22 protein-coding genes are annotated in these 25,011 nt (G+C 72.0%); 6 read left to right on the forward strand and 16 right to left on the reverse strand.

Features of this window, described 5'->3' with window-relative positions; all coding sequences use genetic code 11:
• Window positions 1-30: 30 nt before the first annotated feature.
• Both F9C41_RS09700 and F9C41_RS09705 read left to right on the forward strand, forming a co-directional pair.
• Entirely contained in the window at window positions 31-561 is a 531-nt protein-coding gene (locus F9C41_RS09700) for a PH domain-containing protein (protein ID WP_155386374.1), read from the forward strand.
• Between the two features lie 455 nt (window positions 562-1,016).
• The gene (locus tag F9C41_RS09705; RefSeq protein WP_155386375.1) at window positions 1,017-2,735 is read left to right on the forward strand and encodes a hypothetical protein; all 1,719 of its coding nucleotides are present in this window, start codon (window positions 1,017-1,019) and stop codon (window positions 2,733-2,735) included.
• 132 nt (window positions 2,736-2,867) lie between these two features.
• Here F9C41_RS09705 and F9C41_RS09710 read toward each other — a convergent pair whose 3' ends face one another.
• Window positions 2,868-4,100: a cytochrome P450 gene (locus tag F9C41_RS09710; RefSeq protein WP_155386376.1), complete on the reverse strand. Its 1,233-nt coding sequence runs from the start codon at window positions 4,098-4,100 to the stop codon at window positions 2,868-2,870.
• 1 nt (window position 4,101) lies between these two features.
• Complete coding sequence (locus F9C41_RS09715; RefSeq protein WP_155386377.1) at window positions 4,102-5,400, reverse strand: SGNH/GDSL hydrolase family protein; 1,299 nt, start codon at window positions 5,398-5,400, stop codon at window positions 4,102-4,104.
• A 359-nt stretch (window positions 5,401-5,759) separates the two neighbouring features.
• Here F9C41_RS09715 and F9C41_RS09720 point away from each other — a divergent pair, with 359 nt between their 5' ends.
• Genes F9C41_RS09720 through F9C41_RS09730 form a run of 3 tightly spaced genes read left to right on the forward strand, consistent with a single transcriptional unit; the run spans window position 5,760 to window position 9,983 of the window.
• Window positions 5,760-7,334 carry an AMP-binding protein gene (locus tag F9C41_RS09720; protein ID WP_155386378.1) on the forward strand — a complete coding sequence of 525 codons (1,575 nt, stop codon included), beginning with the start codon at window positions 5,760-5,762 and terminating at the stop codon, window positions 7,332-7,334.
• Window positions 7,334-9,292, forward strand: a complete 1,959-nt coding sequence (locus tag F9C41_RS09725) for an MFS transporter (protein ID WP_155386379.1) — start codon at window positions 7,334-7,336, stop codon at window positions 9,290-9,292. Before F9C41_RS09720 ends, F9C41_RS09725 begins: the two co-directional genes overlap by 1 nt.
• Window positions 9,285-9,983, forward strand: coding sequence for an SGNH/GDSL hydrolase family protein (locus F9C41_RS09730; protein ID WP_155386380.1), 699 nt, complete (start codon window positions 9,285-9,287; stop codon window positions 9,981-9,983). The genes F9C41_RS09725 and F9C41_RS09730 overlap by 8 nt, the downstream gene beginning before the upstream one ends.
• Window positions 9,984-9,993: 10 nt before the next feature.
• Here the strand turns inward: F9C41_RS09730 and F9C41_RS09735 are convergent, their stop codons facing one another.
• On the reverse strand, window positions 9,994-10,482 hold the full coding sequence (locus F9C41_RS09735) for an isochorismatase family protein (RefSeq protein ID WP_155386381.1): 489 nt from the start codon (window positions 10,480-10,482) through the stop codon (window positions 9,994-9,996).
• A gap of 226 nt (window positions 10,483-10,708) precedes the next feature.
• Between F9C41_RS09735 and F9C41_RS09740 the strand changes: the two genes are divergently transcribed.
• Window positions 10,709-11,770, forward strand: coding sequence for a S1 family peptidase (locus F9C41_RS09740; RefSeq protein WP_155386382.1), 1,062 nt, complete (start codon window positions 10,709-10,711; stop codon window positions 11,768-11,770).
• A 57-nt stretch (window positions 11,771-11,827) separates the two neighbouring features.
• Here F9C41_RS09740 and F9C41_RS09745 read toward each other — a convergent pair whose 3' ends face one another.
• From F9C41_RS09745 to F9C41_RS09805, 13 genes are all read right to left on the reverse strand, one after another.
• Window positions 11,828-12,802 carry an alpha-ketoacid dehydrogenase subunit beta gene (locus F9C41_RS09745; protein WP_155386383.1) on the reverse strand — a complete coding sequence of 325 codons (975 nt, stop codon included), beginning with the start codon at window positions 12,800-12,802 and terminating at the stop codon, window positions 11,828-11,830.
• Window positions 12,802-13,788 (reverse strand): thiamine pyrophosphate-dependent dehydrogenase E1 component subunit alpha, encoded by a 987-nt coding sequence (locus F9C41_RS09750; RefSeq protein ID WP_155386384.1) that lies wholly within the window; start codon window positions 13,786-13,788, stop codon window positions 12,802-12,804. The genes F9C41_RS09745 and F9C41_RS09750 overlap by 1 nt, the downstream gene beginning before the upstream one ends.
• A 64-nt stretch (window positions 13,789-13,852) precedes the next feature.
• Window positions 13,853-14,845, reverse strand: coding sequence for a methyltransferase (locus tag F9C41_RS09755; protein ID WP_155386385.1), 993 nt, complete (start codon window positions 14,843-14,845; stop codon window positions 13,853-13,855).
• Between the two features lie 95 nt (window positions 14,846-14,940).
• The gene (locus tag F9C41_RS09760) at window positions 14,941-15,729 is read right to left on the reverse strand and encodes a DUF3050 domain-containing protein (RefSeq protein ID WP_155386386.1); all 789 of its coding nucleotides are present in this window, start codon (window positions 15,727-15,729) and stop codon (window positions 14,941-14,943) included.
• A gap of 29 nt (window positions 15,730-15,758) precedes the next feature.
• Window positions 15,759-16,670, reverse strand: a complete 912-nt coding sequence (locus tag F9C41_RS09765) for a phytanoyl-CoA dioxygenase family protein (RefSeq protein ID WP_155386387.1) — start codon at window positions 16,668-16,670, stop codon at window positions 15,759-15,761.
• Between the two features lie 57 nt (window positions 16,671-16,727).
• On the reverse strand, window positions 16,728-17,849 hold the full coding sequence (gene hppD, locus F9C41_RS09770; protein ID WP_155386388.1) for a 4-hydroxyphenylpyruvate dioxygenase: 1,122 nt from the start codon (window positions 17,847-17,849) through the stop codon (window positions 16,728-16,730).
• Between the two features lie 335 nt (window positions 17,850-18,184).
• On the reverse strand, window positions 18,185-19,450 hold the full coding sequence (locus F9C41_RS09775) for a beta-ketoacyl-[acyl-carrier-protein] synthase family protein (protein ID WP_155386389.1): 1,266 nt from the start codon (window positions 19,448-19,450) through the stop codon (window positions 18,185-18,187).
• On the reverse strand, window positions 19,447-21,066 hold the full coding sequence (locus tag F9C41_RS09780) for a class I adenylate-forming enzyme family protein (protein ID WP_407924689.1): 1,620 nt from the start codon (window positions 21,064-21,066) through the stop codon (window positions 19,447-19,449). The genes F9C41_RS09775 and F9C41_RS09780 overlap by 4 nt, the downstream gene beginning before the upstream one ends.
• Entirely contained in the window at window positions 21,063-21,617 is a 555-nt protein-coding gene (locus F9C41_RS09785; protein ID WP_155386391.1) for a beta-ketoacyl synthase chain length factor, read from the reverse strand. Before F9C41_RS09785 ends, F9C41_RS09780 begins: the two co-directional genes overlap by 4 nt.
• Window positions 21,614-22,756 (reverse strand): beta-ketoacyl synthase N-terminal-like domain-containing protein, encoded by a 1,143-nt coding sequence (locus tag F9C41_RS09790; protein WP_230689464.1) that lies wholly within the window; start codon window positions 22,754-22,756, stop codon window positions 21,614-21,616. Before F9C41_RS09790 ends, F9C41_RS09785 begins: the two co-directional genes overlap by 4 nt.
• The gene (locus F9C41_RS09795; protein ID WP_120321414.1) at window positions 22,749-22,952 is read right to left on the reverse strand and encodes a hypothetical protein; all 204 of its coding nucleotides are present in this window, start codon (window positions 22,950-22,952) and stop codon (window positions 22,749-22,751) included. The genes F9C41_RS09790 and F9C41_RS09795 overlap by 8 nt, the downstream gene beginning before the upstream one ends.
• Window positions 22,953-23,044: 92 nt before the next feature.
• On the reverse strand, window positions 23,045-23,302 hold the full coding sequence (locus F9C41_RS09800; protein ID WP_155374819.1) for an acyl carrier protein: 258 nt from the start codon (window positions 23,300-23,302) through the stop codon (window positions 23,045-23,047).
• Between the two features lie 76 nt (window positions 23,303-23,378).
• Entirely contained in the window at window positions 23,379-24,782 is a 1,404-nt protein-coding gene (locus F9C41_RS09805; RefSeq protein WP_155386895.1) for a class I adenylate-forming enzyme family protein, read from the reverse strand.
• Window positions 24,783-25,011 lie beyond the last annotated feature (229 nt).

Genomic DNA, 25,011 nt, shown 5'->3' on the forward strand with positions numbered 1-25,011 from the left:
CACTCCGCCAGTCACTTGGAGAATTGTCGTGTGCACGAGCGCGAACCGGCAAGGAATCGATGGAGTATGACGGACAGGCGGCTTTCCTGGAGCTCGACCTTCTGGAACATCGTTCTCGCGGGCGTGTTTCTGGTCATGGCGGTGCTGTTCATTGAACGTGGTGTGTTTTACCTCTCGCTCCCGGGCGCGCTGTGGGCGGGCGTCGGGTTCGGGGCGTTCGGGGTCGCGATGGCGATCGGCGCGCTGCGTGCGCCGTTTGTCGGGGTGCGGGCCGACGGCCGGGGTATCACGATCCGCGCGGTGACGTCCACGAAGCGGATTCCGTGGCAGGATGTCTCGCGAATTTCGCTGGGTGGGCTCACGCCGGGTGCGTCGGGCGCCGCGGGAGCGACGGCGCCCGTGGTCTTCGTCAAATCCGGAGGAGCGACTGAGCGGCAGATCGTGCTGAAGGAACTGGGTGGCTACGGCGTGTCGTCCGGCCGGTCTGTCGCGCAGCAAGCCGCGGAAGACCTCAATCGACTGCTCACGGAATGGCGAAAGCAGCACAAGACGTCGAGCTGATCTGGAGCGACCGAGAACCGTCGACCCGAACTGCCGTGGCGCTCGGTGGTCTGCGCGCCACCGCTCAAAGCGGATCGACGGTGCCGACGCGTCACGGTTGACCCGATCGTGCACAGGTTGGACCGGTTGCTCCTGCGGAGCGGCCGGTCCGCCCTGTGCTGTTCGCGCCGCCGGGGATGGGTGCTTTCAGCCCATCCGGTCGCGAATGGCGAATCGCGAGCAAACGGCAGGTGCGGGCTTGCGTCGCGCGATTGTTAAATTCACAGGTGACTATCTTCGCTGTTCGTCCTAGGCCTTTACAACTACTCGTTCATGCCGTTAGCTAGCCGGGATCAGCTGTTCGGCTGGTCTCTATCCGCTTTGGAGAAACGGGGATCCACATGCGGCCTATTTGGCGTGCCCGAATGTCTGCCACCACGGTGGCGCTACTGGCAGCGGGCCTCAGCGCATCAGTCATGTCAGCACCCTCGATCGCCGCACCGCCGGCGTGTGCGGGAGTCGCGGAGTCGGAGCAGGCGGCGCGGGACCTCGCCGCCGCGTGCCGCCAGTCCGTCGTCATCGGCTCGTCCAGGTCTGAGTACGGCCAGGTCACGGTGCACGCGGACGGCACCCGCACGCTCGAGGTGGCGGCGGTGCCGCAGCGGGTGCGGCAGGCCGACGGCTCCTGGTCCGACATCGACCTCGGCCTGGCCCGCGGTGCCGACGGCTCCTGGCGGCCCAAGGTGTCCGCGGCGGACGTGGCGTTCTCCGCCGGTGGCAGCGGGCCCCTGGTGACGCTGACCCGCGGCGGCAAGACCATGACGATGTCCTGGCCGGGCACGCTGCCCGCGCCTACGGTCGCCGGCGACACGGTGACCTACGGCGAGGTGCTGCCCCAGGTCGACCTGGTGGTGCGGGCGACCCGGACCGGCTTCACGCACGTGCTGGCCGTGAAGTCGGCCGCGGCCGGGAAGAACCCGAAGGTGCGCGACATCGGCTTCACCCTGGGCGGCGACGCCCGGGTGCAGGCGGCCGCGGACGGCTCGCTGAGGGCCGTGGCCGGGGACGAGGTGCTGGCCTCAGCGGACCCGGCGGAGATGTGGGACTCGGGCACGGTCCGGGCGGGCGGGCGCGCGGCGACGATCGCGGGCGCACGCTCCTCGGCGGCCGGTGCCGGTGACGCGGCGCGCGTCGCCAAGGTGGGTCTGCAGCTGGGGGCGGGACGGTTGTCGCTGCGCCCGGACGCGAAGCTGCTGGATGCCCCCGACACCGTGTACCCGGTCTACGTCGACCCGACCTGGCAGGTCGGCAGGACCCGGTGGGCGTACGCCACGAACGACGGCTCGTCGAACCTGGACTACAGCGCGGCGCGGGTCGGCCTCAGCTCGGACACGGGCGCGATCTACCGCTCGTTCTTCGAGTTCCCGACCATGCCGCTGACGGGCAAGTACATCCAGTCGGCCCGGGTCGACATGGAGCTGACCCACTCCTGGTCGTGCAGCCCCACCGTGACGTCCATGTACAGCACGGCCACCATCAACGCCACGATGAAGGCGACCTGGTCGGCGATGACGCTGCAGTCGTTCCTGGACACCGCCACCGGCAACGCCAACGAGCTGGGCTGCGGAACGAGCCAGCCGAACATGACCATGCGGTTCGAGGGGTCCCTGGTGAGGTCACGGGTGCAGGTCGCGGCCGACAGCGCCGCGTCGTTCCTCACCTTCGGGTTCACCGCTCGGGACGCCTCCGGCGCCGGCGAGTCGAGCGCGGACCGCTGGAAGAAGTTCGTTCCGGAGTCGGCACGGCTGGTCGTGGATTACGACACCGCGCCCGCCGCGCCCTCTGCCCTGCAGGTCGGAACGGTGGCCTGCGGTGCCGAGAGCGTCGCCGCCGGCACGCTGACGCCCGCTCTGTCCGCGGTGTTCTCGGACGTCGACTCGGGCGACCTGCTGACCGGGCAGTTCGAGTGGATCGAGGTGCCGGTCGAGGGCATCGGCGCGGTCACCGACACCGTGCCCGCCCGGCTGACCGCGCCCGCAGCGGTGACCAGCGTCGTGCCGAACACCCGCGCGACCAGTGACTCGGTGACCGTCGAGGACGGCAAGGTGTACGCGTTCCGGGCCCGCAGCATGGACCGGCCGCCGTACTCCCTGACCGGCCCCTGGTCGGACTGGTGCCAGTTCACCGCCAGCTGAGCCGCCGGGCCCGACCTGCTGAGGGCGGGGCGCTCGTTGGCCGCACCTGCCGCGGCGCGAACCACCGCCCACGACACGGCTGGGACCCACCTTGCGGCCGCCGCTCCTCTGGAGTGGCGGCCGCGAGGCTGTTCAGTCCGAGAGGTGGAGCCACAGCTGCTCGTGCCCGCGCAGCATCAGCTGCCGTGGCGTGCCGGGCGGCTCGGCCAGCCGGATGGCCGCGCCGAAGCGCTCCAGCAGCATCGCCAGCCCGCGTTGCCCCTCCAGCCGGGCGAGCGCGGCCCCCAGGCAATAGTGCGCCCCGCCTCCGAAGCTCAGCGTCGACGTCTCGGCCCGGTCGGGGTCGAACAGGTCCGGGGAGGCGAACACCGCCGGATCGCGGTTGGCCGCGGCGAGCAGCACCAGCACCCAGCACCCGGCGGGGATGGGCACCCCGGCGACCTCGGTGTCCTGGGCGCACCAGCGCACCGAGAAGTGCGTCGGCACCTCGTAGCGCAGGATCTCCTCGACGTAGCGTGGGGCCAGCGAGAGGTCGCCACGGAGCCGGGCCAGTTCGTCCGGGCGCTCCAGCAGCAGGGTGAGCCCGTTGCCGAGCAGGTGCGTGGTGGTGACGAAACCCGCGTTGAAGACCACGATGAGGTTGGCCAGCAGCTCCTCCTCGGAAAGCTGCGAGCCGTCGGCCTCCAGCGCCTGCACCAGCGCGGTGACCAGGTCGTCGCGCGGGTCCTTGCGGCGCGCCGCCGCGAGGTCGGCGAAGTAGCCGGTGATCTCCTCGGCGGCGGTGTTGGCGGCGGCGACGTTGTCGGGGGTCGTGCCGCCGAGTTCCAGGATCGCGCCGAGCGCCAGGGCGCGGGGGCGATACCAGGCGCGGTCGGCCTCGGGCACGCCGAGCAGCTCGCCGAGGACGTTGGCGGGCAGCGGGAACGCGAATTCGCTCATGAAGTCGACCTTCGCGCCGCCGGCGGCCTGTTCGGCGAGCCGGTCCAGCAGGTCCGCGGTCATCCGGTCGATCGCGGGTTCGAGCGCGTTGACGCGCCGTGGGGTGAACGCCTGGTTGAACATCTTGCGCATGCGGGTGTGCCGGGGCGCGTTGGTGAAGAAGACCGAGTTCATGAACACGGCGTGCGCCCGGTTGCCCTCCCAGGTGGGCTTCGCACCGAGCAGGGTGGAGTCCATCACCTTGAAGGTCGCGGAGTCGCGCAGCACGGCCGCCGAGGCCTCGTATCCGTGCACCACGTAGCTGTACCGGTCGCCGGGTGCGACCCGGCAGACCGGGCCGTGGCGGTGCAGTTCGGCGTAGAACGGGTAGGGGTCGCGGCGTACCTCGTCGGTGTGCAGCGACGCCAGCGAGACCTCGACGACCACGTCAGTCCTCGTCGGAGTCGTCGGCCAGGAGCAGGTCGAGCGGGACGGCCTTGGCCATCGCCTCGTTGCCGGCGTCGTTGGGGTGGATGTGGTCACCGCTGTCCCACTCGGGGCGCAACTTGGTCGGATTGGCCGGGTCGCGCAGCGCGGCGTCGAAGTCGATGATCCCGTCGAACTCGGTGCTGGTGCGGATGTACGAGTTCACCTGCAGCCGCACCGAGTCCAGCGTCGGGGTGTACGCGACCACGCCGGGCGCGGACTCGAAGGCGTTCCACGGGCTCAACGTGCACACGATGACCTGCAACCCGGACTGCTTCGCCACGGAGGCCATCTGCTGGATCCGCGCGATGATGTTGTCCGCGGTGTCCTGGCTGAGCCAGACGTCGTTGATGCCCAGGGCGAGGATGACGGTGCGCACCCCGGTCTGCCCGAGCACGTCGAAGTGGAACCGGGATGCGCCGTTCATGCCGAGTTCGTTGACGCCTAGGTCGGAGCCGTTGAGGGTGAGCCGGTTGCCGGACAGGCCCGCGTTGAGGATGCCGGGGGCCCGGCCCTCGGGCGCCTCCTTGACCAGCCGTGCGCCCAGGTAGTCGGTCCAGCGGCGGTCGGCGTTGACGGTCGTCTTCAGCCCGTCGGTGATCGAGTCGCCGAGCACCACGACCGAGCCCTGCCCGCTGCGGTTGAGCACGTCCAGGCCGGCGAGGTAGTACCAGTTGTTGCGGGTCTCGGCGAGCTTCGCGCCACTGGCCTCGCTCGCGTGGTCGCCCGTGCCGATGTAGGTGGTCTCCCGGGAGTACAGGTGCCAGGTGGCCGGGTTCGGCTTCTGCTGGGCCGGCACGTAGAGGGTGACCGCGAGGTCCTGCGCGGTCGGGACCTCCATCGACACCGGGTCGCTGACCGCGCTGCCGCCGGAGGGGATGGTCACCTGCTTCTGCCCGTTGAACGTGGCGTCGACCACCGAGCCGGGCTTCAGGTCGCCGGGACCGGCCTCGGGCCACGGCAGCGCGAGCGTGGCGCGGCCGATGGTGAGCGGAGCGGTGCCGTAGCGGTTGGACAGCCGGATGCGGGCCTGTGTGCCGCCGACCGAGGTGTGCACGAACATCCGGATGGTCTGGTCGGAGAAGCCGTCCTTGGACTTGCCCGACCCGGCCGGCGTCAGCGCCGCGGACCAGGAGCCGGTCCACGCCTCCGGTTCGGGGGCGACGGCCTGGCTGTTCGCGGTGGCGACCAGCAGGGTCGAGCCGACGGTCACCAGGGTGACCAGTGCCATCAGGAATTGCCGTTGCCGGGGGCTGTTCATCGGCGTGAAGCTCCTCGGTCGCTGAGGGGTGTGTCGACCATCGGTCACCGGAATCCGGGCGTCGCGCCATGCGGCCGCAGGCGCCGGCGGCGCCCCGGGCTCCGTGGTGTTCAGGTCGGCAGTCTAAGCCGATCGAAGCGCCGTTGGCACCATCGGAATCGATGGACCGTCCGCTCAAGACGTCTGCATACGCAAATGTCCCGATTGGAAAATGACGTCTATACGAATCGACGACTCTAGGTGGTTCCTGATTCATCGCGGCGGCGGTATCGTCCCCGCGTAGGCCGCTGCCACACTCCCGGAACCGGCCTGCCACCAGCGAATCCGCTGTCTCCTGACCGAACTGGGGTGACTCGACCGTGGGCGATCGGACATACGATCCGGCAGACAACTACGCCGCGAAGGCATTGACGCTTTTCACCGGATACGGTGACGCCGAAGCGCTCGTCGCGGTCGACGGCCGGCGCTACTCGTACGCCGAGGTGCGTGCCGAGGTGATCGCGATGGCGGGGGCGCTGTGGGCGCACGGCGTCCGCCCCGGGCAGGCGCTGGGCGTGCTCGCCCGCAACCCCGCCGAGTCGGTCTTCCTCCAGCTCGCGGCGGGGCTGATGGGCTGCCGCACCGCGTGGATCGCCAACAACGCCCCGCCGCGGTTCCGGCGGGGCTTTCTCGACCTGGCCGAGGTCGACGCCTTCGTCTACGACGCCGGCAAGCTGCGCGAGATGGGCGCGGAGCTGGCCGCGCTGGCCGCGCCGCGGCCGGTGTTCTGCTTCGGGCCGGGCGGCGCGGGGCCGGACCTCACCGCCGGGCCGCCCGCGACCGAGCTGCCGTTCGGCCCGGCCGCCGTCACCGACGAGCCGTCGTCGCTGTTCCAGACCGGCGGCACCACCGGCTCGCCGAAGCTGGTCCACCACGGGCACCGCTTCTTCGCCGCGCTGCACGCCCTGTCGGAGTACTACCTCAGCGGCGGCCAGCCCACCCTGCGCCACCTGCTGGTCGCCGGCACCTGGCACGTCAGCGCGCAGACGGCGGTGTTCATGACGCTGTTCACCGGGGGCACCGCGTTCCTGCACGACGGCCTGGACTACCCGCTGTTCTACGACACCATCGAGCGCGAGCGCATCAACAGCACCCTGCTCGCCCCGCCGCTGCTGTACGTGCTGCTCGACGACCCCAAATCGGCCGGGGTCGACTTCAGCAGCCTGCACACGCTGACCGTGTCCGGCGCGGCGGCCTCCCCGGCCCGGCTCACCCAGGCCATCGAGCGCTTCGGCCCGGTGCTGCGCATCGTGTACGGCATGAGCGAGTCCCCGTTCATCTCGGCGCTGCCAGAACTCGACCACGACCCGGCGCACCCCGAGCGGCTGTCCTCGTGCGGCATCCCGTACGGCGACGTGCGCGTGCAGGTCCGGGGCGAGGACGGGGCCGTGCTGGCGCCCGGCGAGGTCGGCGAGGTCTGGATCACCGGTTCGCTGCTGATGCGCGGCTACTGGGGCATGCCCGAACTGACCGAGCAGACGCTCGTCGACGGCTGGTTGCGCACCGGCGACGTGGGCCGGCTGGACGCCGACGGCTACCTGTACTTGCTGGACCGGGTCAAGGACATGATCGTGACCGGGTTGAGCAGCACCAACGTCTTCTGCCGCCCGGTCGAGGACGCGCTGGCCGCGCACCCCGAGGTGGTGGCCGCGACGGTCATCGGCGTGCCGCACGAGCTGGAGGGCGAGGCGGTGCACGCGTACGTGGTGCGCACGCCCGACGGCACGGTCACTCCCGCGGAGCTGATCGAGCTGGCCACCGCCGAGCTCAACGCCATGTGGGCGCCGCAGCACGTCGAGTTCATCGACGAGTTCCCGCTGACCGAGTCCGGCAAGGTCGACAAGAAGGTTCTGCGGGAGCGGTATGCCGCCCGCACCGGTCCTGGAGGGCACTGATGACGATCAACGCCGCACCCGCGGTCGGCGACCCGGTGCCCGAGCAGGCCGAGCAGGCCGCCGCGCTGCCGGTGCTGGCCGCCGAGGCGGTGTCGACCCTGGCCACCCGGATGTCGCTGCTGGCGGTGCCGTGGCTGATGCTCGCCGCGGACGCGGACTGGCGATTCGTCGGGCTGGTCTCGGCGGCGCAGGTGCTGGCATACCTGCTGGCCGGGCCGGTGGGCGTGGCACTGGCCGACCGGCTGCACCCGGTGCGGCTGGCGGTGTCGGCCGACCTGCTCAGCGCGCCGGCGCTGGCGGGGATCGCGTACTTCGCGCTGCCGGACTCGGCCCTGGCCGCATCGCCGGGACTGCTCGGCACCGCCGGGCTGGGCGTGCTGGCGGCGCTGGCCGGCGCGCTGCGCGCGGTCGGTGACCGGGCCCGGAACGCGGTGCGCCGCGGCGCCGGTGACGACGGGGCGGGGCCGCCGCGGTCCGGTGTGGTCCGTGCCCTGCAGGTGGTCGTGGTGCTTGTCGGCGGCGCGGCGGCGGGGGTGCTGGTGGTGCGCCTGGGCCCGGCCGGGGTGCTGTGGCTCGACGCCGTGCTGTGCGCTCTCGGCGCGGCGATGCTGGTGCAGGCGGTCACCGTCAGGCCGCGGCCCGATGCCGCGTCGCCGCCGTCCGAAGTGCTCAGCGGCGAGGTGCTGCCCGCCGAATCCGGCCAGGACACCACGGCATCCGATGCGGCATCCGACGGCCGCGTCACCGCCGCGACCCAGGCCGCAAGCGAGCCGCCCGTCAACGGCCGAGTCGCTGCTGCGACCCAGGCCGCAAGCGATCCGCCGGTCAACGGCCGAGTCGTGGCCGAGCCACCTGCCGAAGACGACGCGGCGGCCGCCACCGCCGAGCGGGCTGACGACGACGCCGCCACGCGTGGGCGGCATGCCGCGGAGGAACCGCGCAAGGCCGGTGACGGTCGGCAGGCACCGCCGATCGCCCGCACCCAGGCTCGTGACCTGCGGCGCAGCGCCATGGCCGAGCTGCGGGCCGACGGGCTGGTGCGCCGCCTGGCGGCCGTGCTGTTCGTGACCAACCTGCTGGTGCAGGCCGGTGCCGTGCTGCTGGTGGCGGCCTGGATGGAGCACGTGCTGGGCGGGCCTGACCTGCTCGGCCTGGTAGGCGGGGCGTTCGCGCTCGGCGCGGTCGCCGGAGCCGTGGTGCTGACCGGGCTGACCCGGACACCGTCGCGCCACCTGCTGCCGGCGCTGGCCTTCCTCGCCGGCGGCGGGGCCGCCGCCCTCGTCGTCGGGCTGCCGCCCGTGCAGCTGATCATCGCCGTGGTCGCGGCGGTGTGCGGGGCGACCATGTCGTCGGTGACGCCGCCGCTGGGCATGCTGCTGTCGCAGCGGGTGCCGGTGCCGGTGCGCAGCCGGGTCGGCGGGTTCGCCGCGGGTATCGCCTACCTGGGCGTGCCGCTCGGCACGGCCGCCGCGGCCTGGGCGCTGCCCCGGCTGGAGTTGCGCTGGGCACTGGCCGCCGCGGCCGGGGCGTACCTGGTGGCGCTGCTGGCCCCGGTTTTCGCGTACCGCACCTGGCGGCAGCTGAGCGCCGGTGCGCCGGCCGTGCTGACCGGCGCGGCCCGGCTGCCCGCCCGCCTGTCCGTGACGCTGGCCTACGCCAACGGCCAGTGGCTGGTCGAGGTGCGCAAGGGCCGCGCCCTACTGGGCTCGCGACACCTGGTGAAGAGCGCCGAGGCGCTGAACATGCTGGCCCTGCTGGACGTCCCGGGCGTACGCCGCAGCGTCGAGGAGGCGCTGACCGTCGATCAGACCGAGGCGGCCAGGCAGGCCGAGCGCATGCGCAGCGAACTCGCCGAGCTGGAGGCGAAGCTGGCCGGGCTGTCCGAGATGGCCGAGCTCAGCGAGGTCCGGCTGCCGGTGCAGCAGACGCCGAACAGCAAGGCGACCACCCATGGCTGACGGGTACGCCTCCACGCTGGAGGCGGCCGACCCCTACTGCCTGCGCCCCGGCGAGGCGGCGGGGCTGCTGGCCGGGCACCCGTGGCGGCGCTTCGCGGTGCTGGGCGACAGTGTCGCCTCGGGGGTGGGCGACCCGGTGCCCGGATACGTCGAGCAGGCCTGGTGCGACCGGATCCACAGCGAGCTCGCCGCGCAGCAGCCCGACCTGCGGTATCTGAACCTCGGGGTGCGCGAGCTGCGCGCGGCGGAGATCCGCGAGCAGCAGCTGGACCGCGCGCTGCGTTTCGCGCCGGACCTGGCGCTGATCTCGGCGGGCGGCAACGACGCGATGCGGCGCTCGTACCAGCCGGACGCGGTGGACGAGGAACTGGCCGCGATGATCATCGCGCTGCGCGTGGCCGGCGCGGATGTCATCACGGTCGGCATGTTCGACGTGTCCTTCGCGCCGTCCTTCCCGGAGCCGGTGAAGCAGCAGGTGGGGGAGCGGATGCGGATGCTGTCGGCGCGCACCGCGGCGCTGGCCCGGCGGCTCGGCGCGATCCACGTCAACTGCACCGGGCATCCGGCCGAGCGCGACCCGGCCAGCTACAGCGCAGACGGCGTACACGGCAACCTGCGCAGCCACAGCATCTGCGCCGCGCTCACGGTGCGCCGCCTCGGCCTCCACCTGGGCCGCGGTGACACCGACTGACCGGGGAGGGTCAGAGGTAGTCGGCGGTGGTGCGGACCCGGCCGAAGCGGGGGAAGGTGCGGCGTACCGCCATCTCGTGCTCGTCGGTGGCCAGGCCGGACATGGCGTCCTCGACGAACTCCAGGTCGTAGCCGAGGTCGCCGGCGGCCCGCGCGGTGGACTCCACGCCCATGGTGGTGACCAGGCCCGCGAGCACGAGCTTGGTCGCGCCCAGGCGCTGTAGCTGCTCATGCAGGTCGGTGTTGTGGAACGCGCCGATGGTGCGCTTGACCACCAGTACGTCACCGGGCTGGGCCAGGCCCTCGACCAGGTCGCTGCCGGGCGGCTGCGCGGCGACGTTGGGCCGGTCGACCCGCACCAGCACCACGGGTCGCTCCGCGGCCCGGAACGCGGCGGCCAGTTGCGCGCAGCGGCGCAGCACGTCTTCGCCGGAGTGGGGCTCCACGGGCAGCGCCACGATGCGGGGCATCAGGTCGATCAGTACGAGAGCCGTGGTCACGAGTCGATCTTACTCCGCCGTGAGGTGCCTCGGTCGTTCGGCCACGGCGGGACGTTGCCGGAGCCGTTCGGGTTGCACGCTGAGCAGAGTTGGCACATACATTTAGCAAGCTAAATATTGAAGATTCTTGCAACGTTTGGCATCGTGTTCCACGACCGAGCGCCCCAACCGGGCAACCCGGTCACCTCCGGCATGTCACCACATGCCATAACCCCGAGGAGGAACCATGCTCCACACCGAATCCCCGTTCCGGCGAATCGCCGTACGCGCGGCCGCTGCCACGCTGCTCGCCGCGGGTCTGCTGGTCCCGGCGACCGCCCAGGCCGCCCCCGCCGGCGGCACCGGGCCCGCGCTGACCGCCGACGCGGCAACCGCTCTCGCGGCCGACATCGACTCGGCCGGCGTATACCAGGACAACGCCGGCAAGATCGTCGTCACCGTCACCGACAGCGCCTCCGCCGACCGGGTCCGCGCCGCAGGCGGTGTCGCCCGTCTCGTCACCCGCAGCGCCGCGCAGCTGAACGGCGCCACCGCCGAACTCGACCGGCTCGCCCGCATCCCCGGCACGTCCTGGTACACCGACCCGATCAGCAACCAGGTCGTGGTCACCGCCGACAGCACCGTCACCGGGTCGAAGCTGGCCAAGCTGAAGGCCGTCACCGACCGCCTCGGCGACACCGTGCGGGTGGAGATCACGGCCGGCACGCTCAGCCCGACCATCTCCGGTGGGCAGGCCATCTACGGCGGCAACTCGCGCTGTTCGCTCGGCTTCAACGTGCGCAACTCCGCGGGCGTCTACTTCTTCCTCACCGCCGGGCACTGCACCAACATCTCGTCCAGCTGGTACGCCTCGTCGGGCGGCGGCAACTTCATCGGCACGCGCACCGGCACCAGCTTCCCGGGCAACGACTACGGCATCGTGCGCTACGACAGCGCGATCGCCCACCCCGGCAACGTCTACCTCTACAACGGCAGCTACCAGGACATCACCAGCGCCGGCAACGCCACCGTCAACCAGACCGTGTACCGCAGCGGCAGCACCACCGGCCTGCGCAGCGGCCGCGTGCTCGGCACCGGCGCGACCGTCAACTACCCGCAGGGCACCGTCACCGGTCTGATCCGCACCAACGTGTGCGCGGAGGGCGGCGACAGCGGCGGCTCGCTGTTCGCGGGCACCGTCGCGCTCGGCCTGACCTCCGGCGGCAGTGGCAACTGCAGCTCCGGCGGCACGACCTACTTCCAGCCCGTCACCGAACCGCTCAGCGTCTACGGCGTGAGCGTCTACTGAGGCCTCCTCCTCAGGTGAGGCAGCCGCCGGGCCCCCACCCCGGCGGCTGCCGCCCGGTCAGCGGCTGGACTTGTAGACCTCTTGCACGGCGGTGAGCAGCTGGTCCTGCTGCGGCTGGACGGCCAGGTCGAGTTCGCGGGCGAACGGCAGCACCGCACCGTCGGGCCGGGTCACCCGCTTGGGCGGCACCGTCAGCCGCATCTGCTCGGCGGCGGTGGCCAGGATCTCCCCGGCGATGCCGCACATCCGGTTGGAGTCGTCGATCACCACGAGCCGCCCGGTCTTGGCCACCGAGGCCGCGAGCCCGTCCCAGTCGAACGGGTAGAGCGTGCGCGGGTCGAACACCTCCACCGAGATCTGGTCGGCGAGCTGCTCGGCGACGGCCAGCGCCGCCTGCACCAGGTGCCCGACCGCGACCACGGTCACGTCCGTGCCCTCGCGGTGCACCCGGCCGACGCCCAGCGGCACCGGCCCGAGCGCGGCCAGGTCGACGTCTCCGCGCACCCCGAGCGAACCCGCGGGCGCGAACAGCACCACCGGGTCGTCGTCCCGGATCGCGGTGAGGAACAGCCCGTATGCGTCCTCCGGCGTCGCGGGCACCACCGTCTTCACGCCGACGTGGGCGAACAGCCCGTATGGGTGGTCGGAGTGCTGGCCGGCCCAGCCGCTGCGGGAGCCCGAACCCGGCACGAAATAGGTCACCGGCACCTTCGCCTGCCCGCCGGTCATCAGCGAGAACTTGTGCGCCTGGTTGGCGATCTGCTCGAAGACCAGGAACAGCAGCGACGGGATCTGGAACTCGATGACCGGCCGCTGCCCGGCCAGCGCCGCGCCGGTGGCGAAGCTGGTGAAGGCCTGCTCGGACAGCGGGGTGTCGACGACCCGCAGGGGACCGTGCTTGGCCAGCAGGCCGGTGGTGACGTTGTTGACGCCCACGCCGATGTCCTCGCCGAGCACGCACACGCTGGAGTCGCGGGCCATCTCGTCGGCCAGTGCCCGCTGCAGGGCCTTGAGGTAGGACAGTCGTGCCATCAGCGCACCGCCGTGTCGAGGAGTCCGACGCCGTCGCGGCCGCGCAGGCCGGTGGCGTAGAGGTGGTCGAGCGCGCCGGCCGGGTCGGGGCGCGGGCTGTCCAGCGCGAACGCGACCGCCTCGGCCAGCAGGGCCTCGACGTCGGCGTCGATCCCGGCGCGGGTGTCGGCGTCCAGGCGTACCCCCTGGATGTCCAATGGGTCGCGGGACCGGCCGGCCGCGACCTCCTCGTCGGCGCGGTAGCGCACCCGGGCCTTGTGCTCCCATGTGTGGTGGGCGTCGAAGCGGTATGCGGTGGCCTCGATGAAGCTCGGGCCGCCCCCGGCCCGGCCGCGGGCGACCGCGTCGCGGGCCGCGTTCAGCACTGCCGCGGCGTCGGCTCCGTCCACGCTGACCGCGGGGATGCCGAAGGCCTCGGCGCGGGCCGTGATGGACCCGGCGACGGCCTGCGCCACGGTGAGCGTGGTGGCGTAGCCGTTGTTCTCGCACACGAACAGCACCGGCAGCCGCCACAGCGCGGCCAGGTTGAACGTCTCCAGCAGCACGCCCTGGTTGACCGCGCCGTCGCCGAAGAAGCTGACCGCGACCCGGTCGCTGCCCTCCTTGACCGCGGCCCAGGCGGCGCCGGTGGCGATGGCCCCGCCCGCGCCGACGATGCCGTTCGCGCCGTAGATGCCCTTGCCGAAGTCGGCGGCGTGCATCGAGCCGCCGCGGCCGCCGTTGAGGCCGGTGGACCGGCCGGTCAGCTCGGCGAGCATGCGCACCGGGTCGGCGCCCTTGGCCAGCACGTGCCCGTGCCCGCGGTGGGTGCTGGTGATGACGTCGTCGTCGCGCAGAGCCGCGCAGACTCCCGCGGCGATGGCCTCCTGCCCGATGTACGGGTGGATCCCGCCGATGATCTCCCCGGCGTGCACCAGCTCGATCGCCCGCTCCTCGAACCTGCGGATCAACCGCATCGTCCGGTAGAGCCCTTCGCCAACACTCATGCCTTCTCCTCGCTGCGCTCGTCGGCGGCATCGCCAAGGCTGCCGATTCGCTCGCTGCGCTCGCTCATGCGACCCGCGCCTCCATCACTCCCGCGCGGGCTTCGACGATCTCGAACCCGGCTTTGCCCAGCAGTTCGCGGTACTCGTGCTCGGTGCGGTCACGGCCTTCCAGGGTGACCAGCATGAGCAGATCGACGAGCCCGGCCGCGGAGCGGCCCGCCGGGTCGGCCTCCTCGGGCAGGAACTCCTCCAGCACGATCACCCGCCCGTGCGGGGGCAGCACCGCGTGCACCCTGCGCAGGATCGCGATCGCGTTGTCGTCGTTCCAGTTGTGCAGCACCCGGGCCAGTGTGTAGACGTCGCCCCCGTCGGGCACGCCGTCGAAGAAGCTGCCCTCCACGCACGCCGAGCGCCCCGCCAGACCCGCCTCGGCCAGTCTGGTGCGGGCCGCCGCCGCCGCGTCGGGCAGTTCCAGCAGCACGCCCTGCAGGTCCGGATGGCGCTCCAGCAGCTCGACCAGCAGGCTCCCGTTGCCGCCGCCCACGTCGACCACGATGCGGGCCGCGCTGAGGTCGCAGCCGGCCAGCGCCTCCGGCGGGCGCTGGTCGCCCATGGACTCGTTGAAGACCGCCGCGGCCTCGGGGTTGTCGCCGAGGTAGTCGTAGAACGGCCGGCCGTACACCGCCTCGAAGGCCGGGCGGCCGGTGCGCAGCGTATGCATGATCTCGGCGAACGAGCGGAACACCTCGTCGCCCTGCATCAGTGCGTTGAGGCGCACCGAGCCGGGCACGTCGGCGCGCAGCAGCTCGGTGGTGGGGGTGAGCCCGTAGGTGTCCGGGGCGGGGCGGGTGAACAGGCCCATCAGGGCCAGCGCCCGCAGCAGGCGGCCCAGCGCGCGCGGATCCGCGCCGCACCGGTGGGCCAGATCGCCGACGTGCACCGGACCGTCCGCCATCAGGTCCGGAACACCGAGCCGGACCAGCGCGTACACGCCCTGGGCGACCCAGCTGCCGGAGAGGATGCCGAGGAGTTTGCGTCGGGCCAGTGCTTCGTTCATGGTGCTCTCCGAGCCGGGGTGAGGGTGTGCCGAAGCCGCGGCTCACAAGCGGGCGACACCGGTTGTGAGCCGCGACTGAAAAAAGAGAAGGCCGGTCAGCCCGCGTTGATCGCGGCGAGGATGCCGGTCCACAGCTTCTGCCGGGCGGCCAGCGCCGCGTTGACCGTCTGCGCCGCCTGCGCCCACTTCTCGTCGTCGTCGCCGCACAGGTCGGTGACCATCTGCATGGCCATCGGCGTGTGGAACTCGCCGTCGACCTCGATGTGCCGGGCCAGGTAGTCGACGAAGGTGTCGAGCTTGCCGCCCTCCTGGTTGACCTTGATGACCTGCTGGAACATGTCCGGGATCAGGTCCTCGCGGCCGAACGCGAACGCCGCGGCCTGGCAGTGGATCGGCAGCGTGTCGATGAACCGGAAGGTGGTGCGCACGAAGTCCGCCGAGACGGGGTTGACGTCCGCGCCGACCAGCGCCTGCTCCACCGTGCTGCCCTCGCCCAGCAGCTTGATCAGGTGGTTGATGACGCCGGTGTCCGCGCCGGCCTGGTCCATGCCGCCCACGTACAGCTCGAAGTGGCTGATGAAGCCGCCCTGCAGCTCGTCGCTCTCCTCGACCAGCACGATGTCGTTGATCAGGCGTCGGCTGCCGGTCGGGCCGCTCGGGATCCACGGCACGTTGACGCTGGTCAGGTGGCGCTGCAACGACTTCAGCAGGGACATGAAGTCCCAGACCGCGAAGACGTGGTGCTCCATGAACGTGACGATGGCCTCGTGGTTGTCCAGCGCGGCGTACAGCGGGTGGGTGACGACGGCGTTGCGGGCCTCGCTCACCGCCTCCTCCAACCGGGTGATGCCCGGATGCGTCTGACCCCAGTCGTAACGCGACATTGCTCTCTCCTTGTCGATCGGGTGGTCGTTCAGTGCTGAGCCGAGGTCCAGAGCACCGGGCAGTAGTCGGGGTCGGCATAGTCGGGGCGGCCGTCGGGCGTACGGCGCACCAGCTCGTCGTGGTTGTAGCCGACGACGGAGCCGTCGCTGAGGGTGTACGGGCGGTACTGGTTCGCGCCGTCCTGCAGGTGCAGGGACACCGCGCGCCGGGGACGGTCGCTGCGGTTGCCGGCGCTGCCGTGGTAGGTGCGGCAGTGGTGGAAGCTCATGTGGCCCTTGGGGATGATCATCGGCACCTTGGCGACCTTGGTGCCGTTGAACTCGGCGTTGCGGGTCAGCAGGACCTCCAGGTCCTCCTTGTCGCGCTCGGCGAAGTGCTTGGCGGTGGAGTCGTCGTTGCCGGTCTCCCGCCAGGCGTGACTGCCGTCGACCATGGTGATGGTGCCCATCTCCTCGCCGCAGTCGTGGAAGGGGATGAACGCGGTGAGCATGCGCTCCGAGGTCGACGACGCCCAGTAGTGCCGGTCGAAGTGCCACGGCACCACGTTGGTCGGCTCCTCCGGGCGCGGCGGCTTGAAGATCAGGGTCGACTGGAAGATCCGGATCTCGTCGGCCTGGGCCAGCCGCGCCGCGACCGCGCCGATCAGCGGCTTGCGCAGCAGCTTGGCCAGGCCGTCGTGCTCGTAGTGCACGTAGTCGTTGTGCCGCTGCACGTCACCGTGCTGCGGCTCCCAGTACGCCAGGCGGCGCGGCCGCAGCGGCAGACAGCGGCTGCGCTCCCCGGCGTAGAAGCGCTCGCTGGCCTCGACCAGCTCGTCGACCTCGGCGTCGGTGAACAGCTTCTTCGTCAGGTACCAGCCGTGCTCGGCGTAGAACGCGACGTCCTCGTCAGAGGGCAGCAGTTCGCGCTCCTCGTCCGTCAGAGGGAACTGTTCAGCCATGGATTTGCTCCTCGCCAGGGTGGGGGTGGGGGTGTGGTGCACGGGGGTGTCCCGGTCTCAGGCGGCGGCCAGGCCGGCGGGGCGGGCGTCCTGCGACGCCGTGGGCACCGCCTCGGCGGGGGCGGCCAGCTCGCGCTCCTTGGCCTCGTACAGCGCCTTGATGTTGCTGCTGCCGAAGGTCAGCGCGCCGTGCCGCTCGATCAGCTCCAGGAACAGCGTCCGGCGCACGTGCATGGACTGCGTGAAGATCTGGTACAGCTCGCCGTAGTGGTCGGTGTCGACCAGCACCCCGAGCTGCCGCAGCTCCGCGATGGGCAGGTCGACGCTGCCCAGGCGCTGCTCCAGCGCGTCGAAGTAGGTCCCCGGCGTGCTGAGGAAGCCCACGCCCCGCTCGGCGAAGGTGCGCACTGCGGTGACGATGTCGTTGGTGCGGAAGGCCACGTGCTGCACCCCGGCCCCGGCGTGCCAGGACAGGAAGTCGTCGATCTGGCCGGGGCGGCGCGACAGGTCCGGCTCGATGAGCGTGAACGTCACCTGCCGCGACGGGCTCTGCACCACCTTGGAGTCCATGCCCTGCCCGCCGACCTCGATGTACTCCTCGAAGATCTCGGCGAAGCCGAAGACGTCCTGGTAGTAGCGCGAGGTGGCGGCGATCTCCCCGGCCGGCACGCAGATCGCGCAGTGGTCGATGACCTGCAGCAGGTCGTCGGCGTGCGACTGCTCGGGCACCGTCATCTCGATCGTGCCCGGCAGGAACTCCCACCGGGAGCCGTGCCGCTCGACGAGGCGGTGGGTGACGTCGCCGAAACCGGAGACGCTCGCCTCGACGACCCGCCCCGCGCCGTTCTCGTGCACGGTCGGCGTGCCCAGCGCGGCGGCTCCGCGCCCGACGACGTAGTCGTACAGGCCGGCGGTGTCGTCGGTCTCGAAGGCGATGACGGCCACCCCGTCACCGTGGCGGCCGACGTAGAGCGTGGCCGGGTGGTCGGCGACCAGGCCGGAGGTGAGCACGATGCGGATGTCCCCGTGCTGCAGCAGCAGCGAGCGCTGCCCGGCCAGGCCCGTCTGTGGCCCACCCTGCCCGCAGATCCGGAACCCGAATGCCGTGCACAGATAGTAGGCCGTCTGACGGGCGTCACCGACGTAGAACTCCAGGTGGTCGATGCCGAGAATGTTCATTTGCTACCTACCCCTTGGCGTACGATGTCCTGTTTTGCACTGACTGCTAGGACTCGCTCCTCGCCAGGTGGTGGGCGCGGAACGGGTCCACGGAACATGACTCGTCCCGGCGCTGCCGCTTCCGCGGCGCACGCCAAACGAACTCACCACGCTCCGATTGGCCGTCGTGCCCCTGTGACGTCCGTTGTTCACGACCCTCCCGCCGGAGCCGAACGCTCCGGCGAGGGCCGTCTGACTGTCACGCTAGCGGGTTATGCTGATGTCCCTCAATACCTAACTACGCAAATATTTAATTGCGACAGTATGTTGCGCGTGGCAAACGATTCGGTGACACCTCACTCAGCAAAACGGCTGAGTGACGTGGTGGGTCGACCCAGGACAAGGCTCACATTATGTCCGCCGAATCCGAATGAATTGGACAGTGCAAAACCGATAGGACTTTGTCGGGCCTTGCCGCGAATATGGTCGAGATCGCACGCGGGATCGGGATCGTCGAGGTTCACCGTCGGCGGCAGCAGCCCGTGGCCCAGCGCCATGATCGTCGCGGCGGCCTCGATCACCCCCGACGCGCCGAGCATGTGCCCCGTGACGGCCTTGTTCGAGCTGACCGGCGGCATGGCCGAAGCGAACACCGTGTTCACCGCCAGCGACTCCGCCACGTCGCCCAGCTTGGTGCTGGTGGCGTGCGCGTTGAGGTAGCCGATGTCGGCCGGGGACAGCCCAGCGTCGGCCAGCGCCCGCCGCATGCACTCGGCCTGTCCCGCGCCGTCGGGCCGGGGTGTGGTCGGGTGGTGGGCATCGGTGGTCGCGCCCCAGCCGTGCAGCGTGGCGTACGCCGGCCGGCCCCGCGCGTCCGCGTCGGCGGCCCGCTCCAGCACGAACACGCCCGCCCCCTCGGCCAGCACCAGCCCGTTGCGCCGCGAATCGAACGGGCGGCTCGCCGCCGTCGGGTCGTCGCCCCAGCCCTTGGCGAGCGCGCGGGTGTTGCCGAAGGTGTCGGCCAGGGTCGGGAACAGCGGCGCCTCGCCGCAGCCGACCAGCACCACGTCCGCCTCGTCGTTGCGCAGGATGCGCATGCCCTCGGCGATCGACTGCGCCCCGGCCGCGCACGCGGTGCCGATGGAGGAGCTGTAGCCGCGCAGGTCGTACTTGATGGCGATGCGCGCGGTGGCCATGTTCGGCAGCATCCCCGGCAGCAGGTACGGGCTCACCCCGAGCCGCCCCTTCTGGGTACGCGTGATCACCTGCGCCTCCAGCGTGGCCAGCCCGCCCGTGCCGGACACCACGGTCGCGGCCCGATACGGGTCCACGTCGCGGCCCACCACCAGGTCGGCGTCGGCCATCGCCTGCGCCGCGGCGACCAGCGCGTGCACGATGTACCGGTCCAGCGTGCGCGCCTCCGGTCCGGGCAGCACGCTGGCCGCCTCGATGTCCGGGCCCTTGCCCATCACCTCCAGGGAGCCCTGCGCGCGGTGGCCCTCGGGGGTGGCGACGATCCCGGACCGGCCGGTGCACAGGGCGTCGAAGATGTCGTCGAGATCCTGTCCGACCGGGGTGACCAGGCCGATGCCCGTGACGACGATGTCAGGACGGTGGTTCATCGCGACGCACCCGCCAGGGCGCGCTCGCGCAGCACCAGCTTGCGCACCTTGCCGGTGGCGCCGGTGGGGATGTCCGAATCGGGCACCGCGTTGACGTCGCGCAGCGTCGGCGCGGCGTGCTCCCCCAGCGCCGCGACGACGGCGTCACGGTGGTCCACCGCGGCGTCGGCCCCGGGCTTGAGCACCAGCAGCACGTCGGTGACGACCCGGCCGTTCTCGCGCACCGCCACGACGGTGCAGTCGAGCACGTCGGGGCAGCTCGCCAGGATCTTCTCCTCGGTCAGCGACGTGTGCAGCCACTGCCCGCCGTCCAGCACGACCGAGTCCACCGCCCGGTCCACGTGGTAGTAGTAGCCGTCCTCGTCGTGGTACACGAGGTCACCGGTCAGGTAGTAACCCGACTGGCGGGTGCGGTACTCGGTCACCGAGTCGTTCCAGTACATCAGCTTCACCGTCGGCGACTTCAGGCCCAGGTGCCCGACCACGCCCGCGCCCACCGGCTCACCGGCGTCGTCCAGCACCGCCACGTCGGCGAAGACGTGCGGGCGGCCGATGCAGCGGTTGTAGCGCTCGGTGTCCACCCGGTGGGTGATGTGGAAGGCGGAGTGGCCCATCTCGGTCGAGCCGATGCCGTCGATGAACATCGAGCCCTTGATCCGGGTCACGCCCTCGCGGGTGACCGTGTTGCGGCTGCCCACCGCGACCAGCGGCCGGATGTGCGCTTCGTGCGCGCAGTCGCCGGTGTTGAACCAGATCGCCACCGAGTCCAGCGCCCGCTTGCTCAGGTCGTGGCGGGCCATGTCGGCCCAGGTCACCGCGAAGCCGAAGACGCCCGTCGGCTGGAACCGCTCGATCGCGTCGAGCACGTAGTCGCCCCGCTGCGAGGACAGGAACACCAGCTCGGCGCGGTTGCACAGGGCCTGGTTGATGGACAGGATGCCCGCGGTGTGCGCCGACGGCAGCGCGCAGACGACCCGTTCGGTGCCCTGCGCCCGCGGGCCGGACAGCCGGATCTTGCGGGTGGCCGCGAACAGCGTGGTGTGCGAGTGCACGATCGCCTTCGGCAGGCCCGTGGTGCCGGAGGAGTGCGTGATCGAGATCGGGTCGTCCGGGTGGTGCCGGTAGGGCGGGGGAGCGGCGGCCGGGTCCGCGGAGCCCATCTCGGTGATGTCGCCGAGCAGGCGCGAGCCGAAGTCGCGGCCCTCCAGCAGCGCGGCGTGCTTCGCGTCGGTCAGCACCGCCTCGGCCCGCAGCCGGCGGATGTACTCGGCCGCGATCTCGCCGCTGAGGTTGCCGTTGAGCAGCGCCGGGATCGCGCCGATGCGGTTGAGTGCGAGGAACGACAGGATGACGTCGGCCGACGTGCTGGCGTACACCGCGACGGGGTCGCGCCAGCCGATGCCGCGTTCGTGCAGCCACGCGGCGCGGGCCGCGACCCGCTCGTCGAGTTGCCCCAGCGTCAGCGGCTCCCACGCGGGATGGCCGTCGACGTCCACGTCGAAGGTCAGCCCGGGACCGGCCGGGTCGGCGCCGTGCGCCAGCAGCCGGGTGATGACGTTGCCCGCGCCGAGGTCGGCGTCGGCGGCGAGGATCGCCCGCAGGTTGGTTCCCATCAGCTGCACTCCTTCGGTCGGTTCACTTCGCTGTCACGTACGAGCACGGCCAGCGCGCGGTCACGCCCGCCGTCGCCCAGGGCCTGCTCGGCCACCACGATCAGGGCCTCGTCGGCGTCGCCGTCGCGGATCAGCAGCGACGCCATCGCCAGTCCTTCGGCCAGGGACTCCGTGACGGGGTCGGGGCCGCCGCCGGGGCTCAGCGAGACCACCGGCCCGCCCAGCTCCCACCGTGCCGCCACGTAGCCGGCCACCGCGTTGGGCACGGCCTGGAAGAACAGCAGCGGCCCCAGCCGCCGTCCGCCGTCGACGGCCCGCGCCACCTCGGCCGCCGTCGACGCGTCACCGGTCGCCGAAGAGATGATCACCGCGGTACGCAGCCCGCGCTCCGCCGCCACCGGAGGCTGCCCGTGGGCACGGGTCAGGCAGCGCTTGGCCGCCTCCGCCGCCAGCGGGCTGAACGTCGACATCACGAACCCGGCCAGCACCGGCGGCTCCGTGTCCGCCTCGGACTCCGGCCACGCGCCCCGCGCGACTTCCACCAGCGACGTCATGGGGCGCCGACCACGAGGGCGGTGTTCGCGCCGCCGAAGGCGGCGTTGAGGCTGAGGGCATACGCCGGGGCGGCCGTGGTCGTCTCGGTGAGCACGCGCAGGGGGCAGTCCGGGTCGGGGCCGAGGTAGCCCGCGTTGACCGGCAGGAAGCCCTCACGCAGGGACAGCACCGTGGCGACCAGCTCCAGCAGGGGTGATGCTTCGAGGGCCTGGCCGTGCAGCGACTTGGTCGAGCTGATCGGCACCACCGCCGCGGGTGCGCCGAGCGCGCGGGTCAACGCGGCGGACTCGGCGGCGTCGCTCTGCGCGGAGCCCGAGCCGTGCGCGTTGACGTAGCCGAGCTGTTCCGGAGCCAGCGCGGCGCGGCCGAGGGCCGACTCGATCGCCCGGGCCAGGCCCGCGCCGTCGGGGCGCGGCTGCACCACGTGGTAGCCGTCCCCGGCACGGCCCCAGCCGAGCAGCCGGGCCAGCGGCGTCGCGCCCCGGGCCGACGCGGCGCGGGCCGACTCCACCACGACCGCGGCCACCCCGTCGCCGAGCAGCAGGCCCTTGCGTCCCGCGCTGAACGGGCGCACCGCGCCGTCGGCGGCGAGCGCCCGGCCCGCGTCGAACAGCGCGAACTGGTCCGCCTCGACCAGGTATCCGGCGGCCACCAGCAACCGGTCGGCGTCGCCCGCGGCCACCGCGGCGGCGGCGTCGGCGACCGCGGTGCTGGCCGCGACGCAGGCACTGGTGTACGTGCGCACGGCCCCGGACAGCCCCGCCTTCTCGGCGACGGTGAGCGTGAACGCACCGGTGCGGCCGGGCCGGTCGGGCAGGCCGCGGGCCCCGTCGGGCTCGCCGTGCACGGCCAGCAGCAGGGGAGTCGTGGCCCGCTGCGCCGCGGACAGCCCGGCTGACGTGGCTGCCTCGTCCACCACTGCGAGCAGCTCGTCCAGCAGCACCGGCGCGCCGGGCAGCAGCGCGCCGACGCCCACCCGCCGGCCGCTCACGTCGAAGCGGGTGACCGGCGCGAACGCCGGCCGCCCCGAGCGCAGTCCGGCCGACAGCGCCGCCGCGCCCCGGCCGTACGCGCTGACCGCCGACAACCCGGTGACCACCACCTGCGCGCGGTCACCGGCGGGGCGCGGTTCAGTCACCGGCAGGCTCCGCCAGCACCTCGGCCAGCACCTCGACCGCACCGGTCACCGTCGTCATGCGCATGAGCACGTCGTCGTCGAGGTCGAGCATCCGCCCGTGGCGCTGCTCGACCTGGTGCACCAGCCAGGCCAGCTCCAGCGAGTCGATGCGTTCGCGCACCTGCTCCGGGCTGCGCTCGCCGTAGCCGGCCAGCATCGCGACGACCGCCGCCCGGTCCGGCGCGGCCGGTTCGCCCGCGCGCTGGCGCGGCACGCCGAGGGACCCGGCGGCCGCAACAGGGGCGTCCATCACGCGCTCGCCAGGTTGCCGCGTTCGCGGATCGCCTCGGCGAACTCGCCGACGGTCCAGGCCGCCATCTGCTCGGCCTCCTCGTCGCTGAACTTCACGCCGTAGGTGTCCTCCACCCGCACCGCGAGCTCGGCGACGGCCAGCGACTCCAGGTCCACGCCCGCCGAACCCAGCGGCGTGTCGGCGTCGACGTCGTCGATCGGGTAGTTCATGTCCGCGATCGCGTCGATGATGAACTGGCGTACGTCGGTGCTCATGTTGACTTCCTTCCATGGTGGAACGGCCCAACGGGCCCGGATCGGGATGGCAGTCGGGGGACGGGCGGCGCCTGCGCTAGGGGGCCGCCGTCGGGTCGGCCGTGCGCAGCACCGCGCGGTCGCGCACGAGCTTGCCCGTCGCGGTGCGGGGCAGCTGCTCGACGATGTGCAGCGCCCGCGGCCGCTTGTACGGGGCCAGCCGCACGGCCAGCTCACCCTCCAGCGCCGCGGCCGCGGCCGCGTCGGGCACCACGGCGAAGGCCTCGATGCCGCCGTCGTAGACGACCACCGCGCTCTCGACGCCGGGCAGGGCCGCCAGCGTGTGCTCCACCTCGGTCAGGTCGACCTTGAGCCCGCCGACGGACACCTGCGAGTCCAGCCGGCCGAGCACCGTCATCAGGCCGGTACCCGGGTCGACCCGGCCCGCGTCCTTGGTGTGCAGCCAGCCGTCGACCCAGCGGGTCGGGTCCGACAGCCCGATGTACGGGCTCGCCGGCGTCGCGATCAGCAGCTCGCCGTCCAGCTCCCGGACCGTGATGCCGGGTGCGGGCAGGAGCGACGGGCGGTGCTCGCCGAACAGGTCGGTGGCGATGACCCCGACCTCGGTCATGCCGTACATGTTGCCCAGCACGATGCCGTAGCGGTCGGTGAAGCGCTGCGCCACCTCCGCGCGCACCAGCTCACCGCCGGTGGTCATCCGCTTGAGCTGCGGCAGCTTCGGCGGGTTCGGGTTGGAGGCCAGCAGCTCGGTGTGGAACGGCACGCCCAGCAGCGTGGTCGGCGCGTCCCCGGCGGCCACCGCGCGCAGGATCGCGTCGACGGTCAGCCGCTCCGGCAGCACCAGCTCGACGCCCGTGTGCAGGCAGTAGAGCAGGCCGCCGACCAGGCCCAGCACGTGCACCACGGAGGCCAGCAGCACCACCCGCTCGCCGGGCAGCGGCACCCCGTCCATGCGGGTGTACCGGTCGATCTCGGCGACCAGTTGCTCGGCGGTCCGGGCGATGACCTTGGAGGGGCCGGTGGAGCCGGAGCTGAGCTGCACCACGGCGTGCCCGGTCTCGGCGGGCCGGCCGTCGCGGGCCTCGGCGACGTCGGCGACCTCGTAGAAGGCGCGCAGCCCGCCCGGCAGGGTCCCGCTGAAACTCACCACGACCTGCGGCTGCAGCCGATCGAGGGCCCGGTCGGTCTCGTACGCGGTCAGCCGGTGGTCCAGCAGCGCGACCTGTGCCCCGATCCGCCACGCGGCCAGCAGGTTCGCCACGTACGCCAGGGACGGCGGCAGCCGCAGCGCGACCGAGCCGCCCCGGGCCAGGCCCAGCCTGCGCAGCGTGTCCTCCCGGTCGGCGACGGCGTGCCGCAGGGCCGCCCGGTCGACGGGGGATCCGAAGTGGAGGCAGACGTCGCGGTCGTCTCCGGCGAGCAGGAGCTCGTCCACCCAGTCGGGGGTCGCCGCCAAGGGCGCGCCGGTCGCCCAGCCCATGTTGCTCATGCCTTCTCCTCGCTGCGCTCGTCGGCAGCATGAGCTCGGGACGACATGATGCGCTCGCTGCGCTCGTGCATGAATGCTCCGCCAGGTGTCGCAAGGATGCTGGAACCTGGGCCGTGCGCCCCCGACGGACCCGGTGAATCCGGAGACTAGCAAGCAGATCGATGTACTTGCAATGCTCGCTTTAAGTCTGTCGATACGTGAATGGACCAGCCAAAATTCG

It is taken from the genome of Catellatospora paridis, assembly GCF_009720365.1.
Classification (GTDB): Bacteria; Actinomycetota; Actinomycetes; order Mycobacteriales; family Micromonosporaceae; genus Catellatospora; species Catellatospora paridis.

Bases quoted from the DNA above. Each gene is read 5' to 3' on its own strand.
- F9C41_RS09730 (WP_155386380.1), top strand. From the start codon at position 9,285: ATGGCTGACGGGTACGCCTCCACGCTGGAGGCGGCCGACCCCTACTGC.
- F9C41_RS09755 (WP_155386385.1), bottom strand. From the start codon at position 14,845: ATGAACGAAGCACTGGCCCGACGCAAACTCCTCGGCATCCTCTCCGGC.
- F9C41_RS09725 (WP_155386379.1), top strand. From the start codon at position 7,334: ATGACGATCAACGCCGCACCCGCGGTCGGCGACCCGGTGCCCGAGCAG.
- F9C41_RS09740 (WP_155386382.1), top strand. From the start codon at position 10,709: ATGCTCCACACCGAATCCCCGTTCCGGCGAATCGCCGTACGCGCGGCC.
- F9C41_RS09800 (WP_155374819.1), bottom strand. From the start codon at position 23,302: ATGAGCACCGACGTACGCCAGTTCATCATCGACGCGATCGCGGACATG.
- F9C41_RS09745 (WP_155386383.1), bottom strand. From the start codon at position 12,802: ATGGCACGACTGTCCTACCTCAAGGCCCTGCAGCGGGCACTGGCCGAC.
- hppD (WP_155386388.1), bottom strand. From the start codon at position 17,849: ATGAACATTCTCGGCATCGACCACCTGGAGTTCTACGTCGGTGACGCC.
- F9C41_RS09715 (WP_155386377.1), bottom strand. From the start codon at position 5,400: ATGAACAGCCCCCGGCAACGGCAATTCCTGATGGCACTGGTCACCCTG.
- F9C41_RS09750 (WP_155386384.1), bottom strand. From the start codon at position 13,788: ATGAGTGTTGGCGAAGGGCTCTACCGGACGATGCGGTTGATCCGCAGG.
- F9C41_RS09775 (WP_155386389.1), bottom strand. From the start codon at position 19,450: ATGAACCACCGTCCTGACATCGTCGTCACGGGCATCGGCCTGGTCACC.
- F9C41_RS09795 (WP_120321414.1), bottom strand. From the start codon at position 22,952: ATGCTGGCCGGCTACGGCGAGCGCAGCCCGGAGCAGGTGCGCGAACGC.
- F9C41_RS09805 (WP_155386895.1), bottom strand. From the start codon at position 24,782: ATGGGCTGGGCGACCGGCGCGCCCTTGGCGGCGACCCCCGACTGGGTG.
- F9C41_RS09765 (WP_155386387.1), bottom strand. From the start codon at position 16,670: ATGGCTGAACAGTTCCCTCTGACGGACGAGGAGCGCGAACTGCTGCCC.
- F9C41_RS09760 (WP_155386386.1), bottom strand. From the start codon at position 15,729: ATGTCGCGTTACGACTGGGGTCAGACGCATCCGGGCATCACCCGGTTG.
- F9C41_RS09705 (WP_155386375.1), top strand. From the start codon at position 1,017: ATGTCAGCACCCTCGATCGCCGCACCGCCGGCGTGTGCGGGAGTCGCG.
- F9C41_RS09785 (WP_155386391.1), bottom strand. From the start codon at position 21,617: ATGACGTCGCTGGTGGAAGTCGCGCGGGGCGCGTGGCCGGAGTCCGAG.